The following is a 14,396-nucleotide window of genomic DNA, read 5'->3' as shown; positions in this document are numbered from 1 at the left end:
TTACGCAGCCGCAACAAGATCGCGCTAGCTTTTCTCCTGCGAGGCGCGGTTCGCCCTACGGCGATGCGCCGCCTTCGTGACAAACGCCGAACGCACCGGCCGACCGCCGAACGCAGAGGCCAGACGCAAGGAGAGCATCGATGTCCGTACGCTTTTTGAGGAGCGGGGCAGTGGTCGTGACCGCGGCGGCGACGCTGGTGGTCGCGGGCTGTAGCAGCTCAGATTCGGGTTCCGACGGCGGTTCCGAGGCGTCGTCGAGTGCCGCCGTCGAGTCCACCCCCGCACCTCCGGGCCTCGGCCTCGCACAGAAGCTGGCGTGCAACCCGCCCAAGGCCGTCCCCGGCCCGGCGAGCACGGCTGCACTCAAGGTCGGCACCCTGCTTCCGGCGACCGGTTCGCTGGCCTTCCTCGGACCGCCCATGGAGGCGGGCGTGGAGCTCGCGATCAAGGACATCAATGCCGCCGGCGGGGTTCTCGACCAACCCGTCGAGCTCGTCACCGGTGACTCCGGAGACACCACGACAGACACGGCCAACGCCACCGTCGACCGCGAACTCAGCGCCGGAACGCAGGTGATCATCGGTGCCGCGTCGTCCTCGGTGTCGTTGAAGGTGATCGACAAGGTCGCCAACGCGGGTGCGGTCATGTTCTCGCCCGCCAACACCTCCGACGAATTCACCTGCTACGAGGACAAGGGGCAGTACTTCCGCACCGCACCGGCGGATACCCTCCAGGCGCAGGCGCTCTCGCAGACGATGGCCGAAGACGGCGTGCAGCGCGTGTCGATCCTGGCGCTCAACGACCCGTACGGAACCGGACTGGCCGACAACACCGTTCGCGATCTCGAGGCCGCGGGTGTCCCGGCCGACCAGATCCAGAAGATCATCTACGACCCGAACGCCCAGTCGTTCAACGCCGAGGTCGATCAGGTGAAGAACTTCAACCCGGACGGCATCGCGGTCATCGGTTTCGAGGAGAGCGCCAAGATCATCACCCGTATGCACGAGGTGGGCATCGGCCCGAGCGACGGCAAGCTCGTCTACGGTGTCGACGGCAACATGGGTAACGCCCTCGGTGAGGCCGTCGGTCCGGGCCTGCTCGCGGGTATGAAGGGCACGACGCCACTCACCCAGACCAGCGGCGACTTCCAGGCGGCCCTGAAGGAGGTCGACGGCGATCTCATCGACTTCAACTACTCGGGTGAGAGCTATGACGCCACGGTGCTGAGTGCACTCGCCGCCACCGCGGCCAAGTCGACCGACGGACGGGCTATCGCGGCCAACATCATCGGTGTGACCAACGGCGAGGAGAACTGCGACTCCTACCAGGCCTGCCTGGACCTGTTGAACGGTGGCAAGACGATCGCCTACGTCGGCAAGACCGGCAACCTGGCGTTCAACGCAGCCGGTGAGCCGAGTGTCGGCTCGTATGGTGTGTTGGAGTTCGACGACGCCAACAAGCTGCTCACCCCCACGCGCAAGTACGTCTCGGTCGCGGCGCAGTAAGACCCCGGATACGACGAGACCCCCGGCTTCGGCCGGGGGTCTCGTCGTCGGTGCGGTCAGCGGGGGAAGTGCCGCCGGAACGGCCCTATGACCTCAGTTCTTCTCGGAGCTGCCCGCGAGCGTGCCGAGGTAGAGCTCGATGATCTTGGGGTCCTTGGCCAGGTTGCGGCCGGTGTCCGTGTAGGCGTTGCGGCCCTGGTCGAGGACGTACCCGCGGTCGCAGATCTGCAGGCACCGCCGGGCGTTCTGCTCGACCATGATGATCGAGACGCCGGTCGCGTTGATCGCCTTGCAGCGGATGAACACCTCGTCCTGGAACATCGGGGACAAACCGGCCGACGGCTCGTCGAGCAGCAGTACCGCCGGGTCCATCATGAGCGCACGGCCCATCGCGACCATCTGCCGTTCGCCGCCGGAGAGCGCACCCGCCTTGATCTTTCGCCGTTCCGAGAGCAGCGGGAAGAGTTCGGACACGAACTCGAACCGCTTGGCGAAGGTCTTGGGCCGCAGATAGACGCCCATCTCGAGATTCTCCTCGATCGTCAACGCGGGGAACACGTTCTGCGTCTGGGGGACGTAACCGACACCCTTGTCGACGAGGACGTGGGCCTTGGCCGAGGTGATGTCGGCGCCGCGGAGGGTCACCGAACCCTTGCGCACCGGGATCAGTCCGAACAGGGTCTTCAACAGCGTCGACTTCCCGGCACCGTTGGGGCCGATGATCCCGACGATCTCCCCGTCACCGAGGTAGAAGTTGCATTCCTCGAGGATGTTGATGCCGGGCAGGTAGCCGGCGGTGATGTCGTCGGCCCGCATCAGGGCGTCGCCGGCCAGCTTGCGGTGCTCCTCGGCGGTGGCCGCGAGTTGCGCGGGCGTCAGCTGTCCGGGACCGGGGTCGGTGCTCATCGTCCGTCCTTCTTCGTGTCCGAGGTCGTGGGGGGCAGTTCGGTGACCTCGGAGAGATCGCCGCCCTCCTCCAGTGTCGCCTCGATGGCCGCCTCGACCTTCTCGGCGAGTACGGCGGTGGCGCCGACGGGCCGGCCCTGATCGTCGAACTCCAGGGCCTGGTCGTGATGCCCGCCGAGGTACGCGTCCACGACGGCGTCGTTGTCGCCCAACCGATCCGGGAGCGACTCGGCGATGATCTGACCCTGGGCCATCACGACGACCCAGTCGCTGATGTCGCGGATGACGTCCATGTCGTGTTCGACGAAGACGACCGTGACGCCTTCGTCCCGCAGCGACTTGATGTGTTCGAGCAGACTCTGGGTGAGGGCCGGGTTGACGCCCGCCATGGGCTCGTCGAGCATCACGATCTCGGGGTCGGTCATCAGGGCGCGCGCCATCTCCAGCAGCTTGCGCTGCCCGCCCGACAGGGAGCCGGCGAAGTCGTCGGCCTTGGCGTCGAGTTTGAAGCGCCGGAGCAACTCGTGTGCACGTTCGGTGACCTCGGCTTCCTGCCTGCGCCACACCCAGGGCGCGAGTGCGGCGAGGAAGTGTTCGCCCCGCTGCCCGGTCGCGCCGAGCCGGACGTTGTCCAGCACAGTCAGTTTCGCGAGCGCTTTGGTGAGCTGGAACGTGCGCACCATGCCGCGGCGGGCCACCTGATGCGGGACCATCCGGCCCAGGGAGTCGCCGTTGAGCGACCACGTGCCCGAGTCGGGCTTGTCGAAGCCGGTGATCAGGTTGAAGAAGGTGGTCTTGCCCGCGCCGTTGGGGCCGATGAGGCCGGTGATGGCGCCGCGCTGCACCTCGAGATGATCGACCTGCACCGCCTTGATGCCGCCGAAAGTACGGGAGATGTTGTCCACCACGATGATCGGATCGGGTTTGGGCGAACCCGACTCGGCGGCCACACCGGCGAACAGCTGCGACCGTTCCGCGGCCGAGAGCGCGGTGAGGTCCCGGCGCGTCGCCCGGATGGCCGCGGCACCCGTGTAGGTGGAGTCGTCAGGCATCGAGTTGCACCTCCCTCTTGTTCCCGAGCAGGCCCTGCGGTCTGAACACCATCATCAGGATGATCGCCAGACCGAGCAGAACGTAGCGGAATGCGCCGACCTGCTGTGCGGACAGATTCAACAGCGGGTCGTCGCCGGACGTGGCCTGCCGCAGCAGTGCGTCGGGGACGGCGAGGAGGAACCAGAACAACATGGCGCCGAGCACCGGGCCGAACACCGTCGCCGCCCCGCCGAGGATCAGCGCGCCGTAGGCGAAGAACGTCTGTGCGGTCGAGTAGAAGTCGGGATTGATCGACTGCGTCGCAAAGGCATTGAAGACACCCGCGAGGCCGCCGATGCAACCGCCGAGCACCAGCGCCTGCATCTTGTAGAAGTAGGCGTTCTTGCCCAGTGAGCGTGCGGCGTCCTCGTCCTCGCGTACCGCCTTGAGGACGCGGCCCCACGGACTGCGGACGAGCAGATACACCATCAGGCACAGCAGGCCGACGACGATCCAGCCGACCACCATCGACCACAGGTCGCCGCCGAGGAACTTGACCCCGAGGAACGAATACTGCTTGCCGTTGTCGAACGGGCTGATGGAGAAGAAGCTGCCCGCGTATCCGTAGATGCCGTTGGTCGATCGGGTGAAATCGTCGGTCGACGTCGAACGGAAGACCAGACGCAGGATCTCCGATGCCGCGATTGTGACGATCGCCAGATAGTCGGCGCGCAGGCGCAGGGTCGGCAGGCCGAGCACCACGGCCAGCATCCCGGCCGCGGCGATGCCGATGATGGCGCCGAGCCACAACGGCTGGTCGTAGTTCACCGCCATGATGCCGACGCCGTATCCCCCGAGCAGTGCGAAGGCGATCTGGCCGAAGTTGAGCAGTCCGGCGTAGCCGAAGTGCAGGTTCAGGCCGATGGCCAGCAGGGCGTAGAAGATCGCCGACGGGCCGATCAGCTGGGCGATCGCTATCTGGAGCGCTGAGATGATGTCCATGGGTCAGCCGATCCTCGCTCGAGATCCGAGAATGCCCTGAGGCCGGATGGTCAGGATGATGATCAGGATCAACAGCCCGCCGATGTACTTCAGGTCCGGACTGAGGATGTAGGTCGACAACTGGACCAGCAGACCGACGATGACACATCCGAGCAGTGCGCCGTAGGCCGTGCCGAGTCCGCCCAACGTGATGCCGGCGAACATCAGCAGGAGCAGTTTGAAGCCCATCTCCCACTGCACCCGGCCGCCGAGTTCGGACAGCGCGAACATCACGCCGCCGAGTGTCGCCAGACCACCGGCCAGGGCCCACACGAACAAGATGACCCGGTCGACGTCGATACCCGACGACTCGGCGAGATCCTTGTTGTCGGCGACGGCCCGCATGGCCTTGCCGATCCTGGTGCGCTGCAACAGCAGTGCGACGCCGAGCAGGACCACGACGCTGATGATGATGCAGGCCAGGTTGACCGGAGTGATCGCGAACGGACCCGAACCGATCTGGGTCTGCGCCTGATAGTCGTCGAACGGTTCGGCGCGATCGGAGAAGAAGATCAGGATCAGGTAGCGCAGCACCAGTGACAGGCCGATCGACACGACGAGCATGGCGATCAGCCCGGTTCGTCGTCTTCGCAGCGGTCTCCACAGGCCGAGCTCGTTGAGGATGCCGATACCGATCCCGACGATCACCGCCAGTATCGTCGCCGGGATCAGCTGGACGCCGAGCTTGACGTTGATGACCCACGCGATCACCGCGCCGAGGGTCACCAACTCGCCGTGGGCGAAGTTCGTCAGCCCGGTGGTACCGAAGATGAGGCTGAGTCCCACCCCGGTGATCGCGATGATCAGGCCGAACCGTATGCCGTCGATGGCCAGCCGCGTCAATTCGGAGATCGCCGACACCTCGGTGCCGGTCCGGACGTCGCCGAAGGAGAAGATGACCGGTCGCGCGGTCCCCCCGCTGACGTCGACGGGCAACTCCGCCTTCTGGACCTCGACGCCGTCGGGGAGCGAGTCGGTGTTGACGACGATCGTGTACTGACCGGGCGGCACGTTGATGGACCACGCGCCCGTGGCCGACGAGGTCGCCGTGCCGACAACGGTCCCGGAGGCGTCCTTGGCCTCGAGTTCGACGCCGGCCACCTTGTCCGTACCGTTGCGCAGCACGCCGAAGACGCGGACCGAGTCGCCCGGCGCGGCCGCGGCGGGGGAGGCGCCGAACAATCCGAACAGCATCGACGCGGCGAGGAACACCAGCATCGCGATCGCCGATCGGCGCATCGGTGGAAGGGGGCCAGACGGATGGCTCTCTCGATCGGGACGGTCGTCGAGAGCGCATCGTGGCGGCGTCTGCGGCGAGATGCCGGCGCGTTGCGATGTCACCCTGCGGGACATTAGCGCCAGCGTCGTCACCACGTGGCGACAACGACGTTTCCCGGAGGTAACTTCTCGCGGACAGAGCCACGTCGGGAAGTCGCGATGTGCTGTCGGAGACCCGATCCGGGTCGTACGCTGGTCCGATGGTCCCGGTCAGCGTGTCCACAACCTCAGACGTCGAACTCGCCGCATCGCTCCTGGCGCAGGCCTTCGCCGACGACCCGGTGACGGTCTGGATGCAGCCCGACACGGCGCGGCACCTCATCATGTTCCGCACCCTGCTCAAGTACAGCCACGGCCCGAATTCGACGCTCGATCTCGCGATGCGTGACGGACAACCGGTCGGTGCCGCCGCCTGGGATCCCCCGGGCCACAAGGTCTCGGCCCGGTCGCAGATGGTGTCGATGGTCGGCTTCTTCCGGGCGATGGGGTCGCGGATGAGCCGCGGGATGAAGCTGGAGGAGGAGTTCGGCAAACGACGTCCCAAGGAGCCGCACTGGTACCTCGGTCAGATCGGGGCGCCGGTGCACGGGGTCGGGGTGGGCACGTCTCTCCTGGGGCATCGACTCGAGCAGATCGACGGGCCCGCCTACCTCGAGTGCTCGAACGTCCGCAACGTGCCTCTCTACGAGCGTTTCGGGTTCAGCGTGACCGAGGAGTTCGAACTGCCGCTCGACGGCCCCAAGGTGTGGTCCATGTACCGGCCCCTCCCGTGAGAGGCCGAGTGTGAGGAGTCGGCCCGGCCGTGTCGGGGGCGGTCACTAGACTCGGCGATTGTGAGTCCAGCGCAGAGTTCCCCGGCAACGACCCCAGCCAAGGCCACCGGATCGACGGGCAAGGCGGCACCCGGCGCCAAGGGCAAGACCAAGCAGCCGGTCTTGATGCTGCTCGACGGGCACTCTCTGGCGTACCGAGCGTTCTTCGCGCTCCCGGCGGAGAACTTCAAGACCCATTCGGGTCAGACGACCAACGCCGTCTACGGCTTCACCTCGATGCTGATCAACCTGCTGCGCGACGAGGAGCCGACGCACATCGCCGCGGCCTTCGACGTCTCACGCAAGACGTTCCGGTCAGAGATGTATCCGGAGTACAAGGCGCAGCGGTCCAAGTCCCCGGACGAGTTCAACGGCCAGGTCGATCTCACCAAAGAGGTCCTGGACGCGCTGGGTGTCTCGGTGTTGGCCATCGAGGGTTACGAGGCCGACGACATCATCGCGACCCTGGCGACCCGGGCCCGGGAGGACGGATACAAGGTCCTGATCGTCACCGGCGACCGCGACTCGCTACAGCTCGTCGACGCCTCCACCACGGTGCTCTATCCGCGCAAGGGTGTCTCGGACCTCACACGGTTCACGCCCGAGGAGGTCGAGAAGAAGTACGGTCTCACCCCCACCCAGTACCCCGACTACGCCGCGCTGCGCGGTGACCCCAGCGACAACCTGCCGGGTATCCCCGGGGTCGGGGAGAAGACCGCCTCGAAGTGGATCCGCGAGTACGGGTCGCTCGCGGCCCTCGTCGATCACGTCGACGAGGTCAAGGGCAAGGTCGGCGACGCGTTACGCGCGCATCTGGCGTCGGTGCAGACCAACCGGCAGCTCACCGAGCTCGTCCGGGACATGCAGCTGCCGACGTCCCCCGACGACCTGGCCATGGTCGGGTGGGACCGGGACCGTATCCACCAGCTGTTCGACGACCTGGAATTCCGGGTGTTGCGGGATCGTCTCTTCTCGACGTTGAGTTCTGTCGAACCCGAGGCGGAAGCAGGTTTCGATCTCGACGGTGCGGTCCTGGGTGCCGGTGAGGTCGCCGGATGGCTGACCGAACATGCGCGCACCGGTCGCGTCGGTCTCGCCGTCACCGCCCCGCATGTCGTGGTCGGCGCGGACCCGACCGGGGTGGCGATCGCGGCCGCCGACGGGACGTCGGCGTATGTCGACGTGACCGCGCTGAATCCCGAAGACGAGGCGGCACTGGGGGATTGGTTCGCCGACCCGACCGCGCCGAAGGCGGTTCACGAGGCGAAGTGGGCCGTACACGCACTGCGCTCACGCGGCTGGAAACTCGACGGTGTCACCAGCGACACCTCGCTCGCCGCCTACCTGGTCCGACCGGGACAGCGGACGTTCAACCTCGACGACCTCGCGCTGCGCTACCTGCGTCGTGAACTGCGCGCCGACGGCGGTCCGGGCGACGGCCAGATGTCGCTGCTCGACGACGATTCCGACGGTCGGGTGGCCGAACAGCACATGCTCGAGGCGCGCGCGGTCCAGGAACTCGCCGACACGCTCGACACGGAATTGGACCGGATCGACTCCAAACCGCTGCTCACCGAGATGGAACTGCCGCTGTCGTTCGTGCTGGCCGATGCCGAGGCCGCGGGCATCGCGGTCGACGTCGACCATTTCGGTGCCCTCGAGCGGATGTTCGCCGATCGGATCCGCGCGGCGGCCGAGGCGGCCTACGAGGTCATCGGAGAACAGATCAACCTCGGTTCGCCGAAGCAGTTGCAGACCATTCTCTTCGACAAGCTGGACATGCCGAAGACGAAGAAGACCAAGACCGGTTACACCACCGACGCCGACGCGTTGCAGTCGTTGTACGAGAAGACAGAGCATCCCTTTCTCGCGCACCTCCTCGAGCACCGCGACGCGACGCGGCTGAAGGTCACCGTCGACGGGCTCCTGAAGTCGGTCGCGGACGACGGACGTATTCACACGACGTTCAATCAGACGATCGCCGCGACGGGACGCCTCTCGTCCACCGAACCGAATCTGCAGAACATCCCGGTGCGTACCGAGGCGGGCCGCGAGATCAGGCGCGGCTTCATCGTCGGCGCCGACACCGCGACCGGGGTGCCCTACGACTGCCTCATGACCGCCGACTACAGCCAGATCGAAATGCGGATCATGGCCCACCTGTCGGAGGATGCCGGCCTCATCGAGGCCTTCAACACCGGGGAAGACCTCCACAACTTCGTCGGGTCGCGCGCCTTCGGGGTGCCGATCGACGAGGTCACCACCGAGATGCGCCACCGGGTGAAGGCCATGTCGTACGGACTCGCGTACGGCCTCAGCGCATTCGGGCTCGCCGCCCAGCTCAAGATCAGCCGCGACGAGGCCAAGGAGCAGATGGAGGCGTACTTCGCGCGGTTCGGCGGGGTGCGCGATTATCTGCACGACGTGGTCGCCGAGGCCCGCCGAAACGAGTACACCGCAACACTGTTCGGTCGCCGGCGGTATCTGCCCGATCTGAACAGCGACAACTGGCAGCGCCGGCAGTCCGCGGAACGGATGGCGCTCAACGCTCCCATCCAGGGCACCGCCGCCGACATCATCAAGGTCGCGATGATCAACGTCCACAAGCGCCTCGCAGCTGAAGGGCTCACGTCGCGAACACTTCTCCAGGTCCACGACGAACTCGTGATCGAGGTCGCCTCGGGTGAGCGGGAGGCCGTCGAGGTCGTTGTCCGGGAAGAGATGGGTAGTGCCATCACCTTGTCCGTCCCGCTGGAGGTGTCGGTCGGGTTCGGACGCTCCTGGGACGACGCAGCTCACTGATGGGTGACCGGGACAGAGAGTTCGGAGTCCTCGTCGGGGACGGGATCGGACCCGAGATCGTGCCGGCGGCGGTGACGATCGCCGAGGCAGCCGCTCGTGCGGAGTCGATCGAGATCAGTTGGCAGCACCTACCTTTCGGGCTGTCTGCGATCACCTCGCACGGCGATCCGGTGCCCGCGGAGACGCTGACGGCCCTCGACGAGCTCGGCTTCTGGATCGTCGGTCCCCACGACTCGGCGGCGTACCCGCCGGATCATGGGGACCGCACGCCGGGAGCGGTCCTGCGAACCCGGTACGACCTGTTCGCCAATCTCCGTCCCGCCCGGGCATTTCCGGGTGTTCCGGCGCTCCGGTCGGACATGGATGTCCTGATCGTGCGGGAAAATTCCGAGGGCTTCTACGCCGATCGCAACATGGCGGTCGGCAGCGGCGAATTCATGCCGACACCCGACGTGGCACTGGCGGTCGGGCTCGTCACACGCGCGGCGTCGGAGCGAATCGCGCGAGTCGCATGCGCCGCCGCGATCGAGCGCGCGGGTTCCGACCGGCAGCCGCGGTTGACCATCGTGCACAAGGCGAACGTCCTGCGCATGACCACCGGCCTGTTCCGGGATGCGTGCCGCGACATCGCCGCCGGGTTCCCCGAGATCGAGGTGTCCGAGCAACACGTCGATGCCATGGCGGCGCTGCTGGTTCGGCGTCCCGCGGACTTCGACGTCCTCGTCACCGAGAACCTCTTCGGCGACGTGCTGTCCGACCTCGCCGGCGAGCTTGCCGGTTCGCTGGGCATCGCCGGTTCGGTCAACAGCTCGGAGTCCCGCGTGATGGCGCAGGCGACCCATGGCGCGGCGCCCGATATCGCCGGGCGCGGCATCGCGAACCCGGTCGCGATGATCGCCTCGGTGGCAATGGGTTTTCAGAGGTACGGGCAGATGACCGACGACGCGGCCCTCGTCGCGGCCGGTGCCCGGATCGACTCGGCGGTTGCCGAGACGCTCGCGCACACCGCGACCCGCGACCTGGGCGGCGAGGCGAGCACCGCCGAGTTCGCCGACGCGGTGGTCCGGCGGATCGTCGAGCGATGAGCTCTGCGAGCGGACTACGAAAAAATTCGTTGTGCTCGGAGCGGGTCCGATTACTGCTCCCTGAGGAGGCCGGAGCTTGCGGAGGCCGTCACGAAGGGTCTTGGTGAGATGCGTCGCCAACCCTTCGTGGCTCGTCGCTAGCGCTCCTCGCACCTCAGGGAGCAGAGGGGGCATCGCTTGCACAACATAGACCAGCGGTTTGTTGTTCTTTCGGTCTCGGGAGCAATGGTTTGCGGGACTCTCGGATTGAGGACCGAAAACGGGCGCGCACACGCGTGAACGGTGGGTGGCGAGCCGGGGTGCGGCGGGCGAACTACAGTGAGTTGGTGCGATCGGCCGGACGAAGGGTAGTGGTGTGACGCGGGTGGCTCGTTGGCTCGGCGTCCTGCTCGCCGTCCTGGTCGTCGTGACCGGGTGCGTGGACAACGAGGCGCGGGAGCGCGCCGGTCAGGTCGTCCCGATCGACGTCGACGTCGCGACGGTGCCGGAGATCGCCGCGCTGGTCCCACCGGAGATCGCGCGCACCGGACGCCTGATCGTCGGGGTCAACATCCCGTACCAGCCGAATGAGTTCAAGGACGCGTCGGGAAAGATCATCGGCTATGACGTCGACCTGATGAACGCCGTCGGCAAGGTGCTCGGACTCGTACCCGATTACAAGGAGTCCCAGTTCGACACCATCATCCCCTCGGTGCAGGCCGGGACCTACCAGCTGGGGATGTCGTCGTTCACCGACACCCTCGAGCGCGAGAAGCAGGTCGACTTCGTGACCTACTACAGCGCGGGCGTGCAGTGGGCGCAGGCGAGCGACAACGACGACGAGATCGACCCCGACAACGCCTGCGGCCTCCGAGTCGCGGTGCAGACCACCACCTACGAGGACACCGACGAGGTTCCCGCCAAGAGCGCGGCGTGCGTCGCTGCGGGCAAACCGGCGATCGACAAGGTCCGGTTCGACAGCCAGGACGAGGCCGTCAACGCACTGATCCTGGGCCGGGTGGACGCGATGTCGGCCGACTCACCGGTCACGGCCTATGCGATCAAACGCACCGACGACCGTCTGAAGCCCGCCGGTGGGGTCTTCGACTCCGCGCCGTACGGGTGGCCGGTGCGGAAGGGTTCACCGCTCGCGCCCGCACTGCAGCGGGCTGTGCAGTACCTGATGGACAACGGACAGTACGAAGAGATCGCGGCCAACTGGGGCCTCGAGGAGGGCATGATCGATGTCTCCGTCATCAACGGCGCGGTGAACTGACATGACGTCACCGCACAGCACCGCCCCGTCACCGCCGGGCGAACCCGAACCGATCCAGGCGGTTCCGCTCCGTCGTCCCGGACAGTGGGTCGCGGCGGTGATCATCGTCGTGTTGGGCGCGCTGTTCGTCTACGGTGCCGCCACCAACGAGGCCTATAGCTGGGGCACGTACGGCAACTATCTCTTCGACTCGCGCATCTTGTCGGGAGTCGGTTACACGCTCGCTTTGACCCTGCTGTCGATGACCATCGCCATCGTGCTCGGCGTCGTCCTCGCGATCATGCGGCTGAGCCCGAACCCGGTGTTGCGCGGCACATCGTGGGTGTACCTGTGGATCTTCCGCGGCACCCCCGTGTATGTGCAGCTGGTCTTCTGGGGCCTGTTCCCGGCGATCTACAAGCAGATCGACCTCGGCATCCCGTTCGTGCACCAGTTCGTGTCGCTCGACATCCAGACGCTCAACGCCGCGTTCCTGTTCGCGGTCATCGGACTCGGCCTGAACGAGGCCGCGTACATGGCCGAGATCGTCCGCGCCGGTGTGTCCTCGGTCGGTGAGGGACAGACCGAGGCGTCGGTGGCACTGGGTATGTCGTGGGCGCAGACCATGCGACGAACGGTGCTGCCCCAGGCCATGCGGGTGATCATCCCGCCCACCGGCAACGAGCTGATCAGCATGCTCAAGACCACGAGCCTGGTGGCGGCGGTGCCGCTCACCCTCGACCTCTACGGACGACAGCGGGACATCTCGGGCGTGATCTTCGAGCCGATCCCGCTGCTCCTCGTCGCGTCCACGTGGTACCTCGTCATCACCAGCGTCCTGATGGTGGGCCAGTACTACGTGGAGCGCTACTACGCGAAGGGCGCGACCCGACAGCTCACGGCGCGGCAACTCAAGACGATGGCCGACGGCGCGGCCACTGCGCCCGGCGGCGCCGCCGGGCCGGCAGGGGGAGAGAAGGCATGAGTCCCGCAGAAGACACGGCCGCACCGGCCGCCGGCGGATCGCCGCCGCCGATGGTGGTGGCCGACCGGGTCTGCAAGAGCTTCGGTTCGGTCCAGGTCCTCAAGGGGATCTCGCTGGAGGTGGCGCGCGGCGAGGTGCTGTGTCTCATCGGTCCGTCGGGATCGGGGAAGTCCACGTTCCTCCGCTGTGTGAACCACCTCGAAGTCGTCAACGCCGGCCGGCTCTACGTCGACGGTGATCTGATCGGCTACCGGGAACGCAACGGCAAGCTCCACGAGATGAGTGCCAAGGACGCGGCGACCCAGCGACGCGACATCGGCATGGTGTTCCAGCATTTCAATCTGTTCCCGCACCGCACGGCCCTCGAGAACGTGATCGAGGCGCCGATGCAGGTGAAGCGTCAGTCGCGTTCGGAGGCGGTCGACAAAGCCCGCTACCTGCTGGAGCGGGTCGGCCTGTCCGACCGGGCCGACGCCTATCCGGCCCAGCTGTCGGGTGGCCAGCAGCAGCGTGTCGCCATCGCGCGTGCGCTCGCGATGGACCCCAAACTCATGTTGTTCGACGAACCCACCTCGGCGCTCGACCCCGAACTCGTCGGCGATGTCCTGAAGGTGATGCGTGAGCTGGCTGCGTCGGGCATGACCATGCTGGTCGTCACGCACGAGATGGGTTTTGCCCGGGAAGTCGCCGACCAGCTCGTGTTCATGGACGGCGGCGTCGTCGTGGAGAAGGGGAACCCTCGTCAGGTCCTCGCCGATCCGAGAGAACAGCGCACTCGGGAGTTCTTGTCGAAGCTGCTGTGAGCGCCGCTAGTCGGCCTTGTGGCTGCAGAATATGGCTGTTCCCGGAAAGTAGCTGCCGCGCAACGGGCTCCATTGCCCCCAGGTGCGGTCGAAACCGTCCGGCCACTCGGGTTCGATGATGTCGTCGAGAATGAACCCGGCGGCCCGGAGTTCGCGAACACGGTCACCGATGGTGCGGTGGTGCTCGACGTAGGTCAACGTTCCGTCGGCATCGGTCTCGGTGTACGGCGTGCGGTTGAAATAGGGGATCCGTACGGTCAGGCCCTCCGGCCCGGGATCGTCGAGGAACATCCAGCGCATCGGATGATTGACGGCGAAAACCCAACGCCCACCGGGCTTCAGCACCCGTGCGACCTCGTTCATCACCCCGGCCGAGTCGGCGACGAACGGTACCGCGCCGAAGGCCGAACAGGCGGCGTCGAACGACGCGGCCGCGAAGGGCAGGGTCTCGGCGGTCGCCTGGACGAGCGGGACCCGCACGCCTTCCGCCGCCATCGCGTCGAGTCCGATGCCCAGCATCCGCCGCGACAGGTCGACGCCGACTGCGCGCGCGCCGTGCGCGGCCAGCCACCGGGCACAGGGCGCCGAACCGCAGCCGATTTCGAGGATGTCCTGGTCCTCGATGTCCCCCAGGAGCCCGACATCGGCCTCGCGTAAACCCTCCGGACACCATACGAAATCCCCGCCTGCGGCATGGGCACCGAGAAAGTCGCCGTGCTCGACGTGATAGTTCTCCGCGTCGTGATCCCACCACCACCGGCTGGCACGGTCGCTGGTCGCGGAGTCCACGTCGCCGAGGATCCTCGGGGGACGGCTCGACCCCGGGCCGTTCGATGTCGTTTGTTCGGATTCCGCCTGGTTGGGGGACATCCTGCGATGATAAGGCCATGGTCTGTCTCACTCTGCTGGGTCC

General features: G+C 66.6%; 12 protein-coding genes. 7 read left to right on the top strand and 5 right to left on the bottom strand.

Annotated features, from left to right (window positions below; translation table 11 throughout):
* The first annotated feature begins 140 nt into the window (after positions 1–140).
* Positions 141–1,505, top strand: coding sequence for an ABC transporter substrate-binding protein (locus B1818_RS15030; protein ID WP_078113181.1), 1,365 nt, complete (start codon positions 141–143; stop codon positions 1,503–1,505).
* 93 nt (positions 1,506–1,598) lie between these two features.
* Here B1818_RS15030 and B1818_RS15025 read toward each other — a convergent pair whose 3' ends face one another.
* From B1818_RS15025 to B1818_RS15010, 4 genes are read right to left on the bottom strand one after another with little or no spacing between them, the layout of a single operon-like run.
* Positions 1,599–2,411, bottom strand: a complete 813-nt coding sequence (locus tag B1818_RS15025) for an ABC transporter ATP-binding protein (protein ID WP_078113180.1) — start codon at positions 2,409–2,411, stop codon at positions 1,599–1,601.
* The gene (locus B1818_RS15020) at positions 2,408–3,463 is read right to left on the bottom strand and encodes an ABC transporter ATP-binding protein (RefSeq protein ID WP_078113179.1); all 1,056 of its coding nucleotides are present in this window, start codon (positions 3,461–3,463) and stop codon (positions 2,408–2,410) included. Before B1818_RS15020 ends, B1818_RS15025 begins: the two co-directional genes overlap by 4 nt.
* Positions 3,456–4,445, bottom strand: a complete 990-nt coding sequence (locus tag B1818_RS15015) for a branched-chain amino acid ABC transporter permease (protein WP_078113178.1) — start codon at positions 4,443–4,445, stop codon at positions 3,456–3,458. Before B1818_RS15015 ends, B1818_RS15020 begins: the two co-directional genes overlap by 8 nt.
* Positions 4,446–4,448: 3 nt before the next feature.
* A complete protein-coding gene (locus tag B1818_RS15010) occupies positions 4,449–5,723 on the bottom strand; it encodes a branched-chain amino acid ABC transporter permease (RefSeq protein WP_254859703.1) in 1,275 nt (424 codons plus the stop codon).
* Between the two features lie 239 nt (positions 5,724–5,962).
* Between B1818_RS15010 and B1818_RS15005 the strand changes: the two genes are divergently transcribed.
* From B1818_RS15005 to B1818_RS14980, 6 genes are all read left to right on the top strand, one after another.
* The gene (locus tag B1818_RS15005) at positions 5,963–6,535 is read left to right on the top strand and encodes a GNAT family N-acetyltransferase (protein WP_078113177.1); all 573 of its coding nucleotides are present in this window, start codon (positions 5,963–5,965) and stop codon (positions 6,533–6,535) included.
* A 60-nt stretch (positions 6,536–6,595) separates the two neighbouring features.
* Positions 6,596–9,376: a DNA polymerase I gene (gene polA, locus B1818_RS15000; protein ID WP_078113176.1), complete on the top strand. Its 2,781-nt coding sequence runs from the start codon at positions 6,596–6,598 to the stop codon at positions 9,374–9,376.
* The gene (locus B1818_RS14995) at positions 9,376–10,461 is read left to right on the top strand and encodes an isocitrate/isopropylmalate dehydrogenase family protein (protein WP_078113175.1); all 1,086 of its coding nucleotides are present in this window, start codon (positions 9,376–9,378) and stop codon (positions 10,459–10,461) included. Before polA ends, B1818_RS14995 begins: the two co-directional genes overlap by 1 nt.
* 355 nt (positions 10,462–10,816) lie before the next feature.
* Positions 10,817–11,716 (top strand): ABC transporter substrate-binding protein, encoded by a 900-nt coding sequence (locus B1818_RS14990; RefSeq protein ID WP_078113174.1) that lies wholly within the window; start codon positions 10,817–10,819, stop codon positions 11,714–11,716.
* 1 nt (position 11,717) lies between these two features.
* Positions 11,718–12,680 (top strand): amino acid ABC transporter permease, encoded by a 963-nt coding sequence (locus B1818_RS14985; protein ID WP_078113173.1) that lies wholly within the window; start codon positions 11,718–11,720, stop codon positions 12,678–12,680.
* Positions 12,677–13,483 (top strand): amino acid ABC transporter ATP-binding protein, encoded by an 807-nt coding sequence (locus B1818_RS14980; protein WP_303048502.1) that lies wholly within the window; start codon positions 12,677–12,679, stop codon positions 13,481–13,483. The genes B1818_RS14985 and B1818_RS14980 overlap by 4 nt, the downstream gene beginning before the upstream one ends.
* Before the next feature lie 6 nt (positions 13,484–13,489).
* On the opposite strand, the gene B1818_RS14975 is transcribed toward B1818_RS14980, so the two are convergent.
* Complete coding sequence (locus tag B1818_RS14975; protein WP_078113172.1) at positions 13,490–14,353, bottom strand: class I SAM-dependent methyltransferase; 864 nt, start codon at positions 14,351–14,353, stop codon at positions 13,490–13,492.
* Positions 14,354–14,396 lie beyond the last annotated feature (43 nt).

It is taken from the genome of Gordonia sp. IITR100, assembly GCF_002009645.1.
Lineage (GTDB): Bacteria > Actinomycetota > Actinomycetes > Mycobacteriales > Mycobacteriaceae > Gordonia > Gordonia hongkongensis.
This window is presented reverse-complemented; position numbering and strand designations above follow the sequence as displayed.

Coding starts and splice junctions, on each gene's coding strand:
- B1818_RS15030 (WP_078113181.1), top strand. CDS start 141: ATGTCCGTACGCTTTTTGAGGAGCGGGGCAGTGGTCGTGACCGCGGCG.
- B1818_RS15025 (WP_078113180.1), bottom strand. CDS start 2,411: ATGAGCACCGACCCCGGTCCCGGACAGCTGACGCCCGCGCAACTCGCG.
- B1818_RS15020 (WP_078113179.1), bottom strand. CDS start 3,463: ATGCCTGACGACTCCACCTACACGGGTGCCGCGGCCATCCGGGCGACG.
- B1818_RS15015 (WP_078113178.1), bottom strand. CDS start 4,445: ATGGACATCATCTCAGCGCTCCAGATAGCGATCGCCCAGCTGATCGGC.
- B1818_RS15010 (WP_254859703.1), bottom strand. CDS start 5,723: ATGCGCCGATCGGCGATCGCGATGCTGGTGTTCCTCGCCGCGTCGATG.
- B1818_RS15005 (WP_078113177.1), top strand. CDS start 5,963: ATGGTCCCGGTCAGCGTGTCCACAACCTCAGACGTCGAACTCGCCGCA.
- B1818_RS14995 (WP_078113175.1), top strand. CDS start 9,376: ATGGGTGACCGGGACAGAGAGTTCGGAGTCCTCGTCGGGGACGGGATC.
- B1818_RS14985 (WP_078113173.1), top strand. CDS start 11,718: ATGACGTCACCGCACAGCACCGCCCCGTCACCGCCGGGCGAACCCGAA.
- B1818_RS14980 (WP_303048502.1), top strand. CDS start 12,677: ATGAGTCCCGCAGAAGACACGGCCGCACCGGCCGCCGGCGGATCGCCG.
- B1818_RS14975 (WP_078113172.1), bottom strand. CDS start 14,353: ATGTCCCCCAACCAGGCGGAATCCGAACAAACGACATCGAACGGCCCG.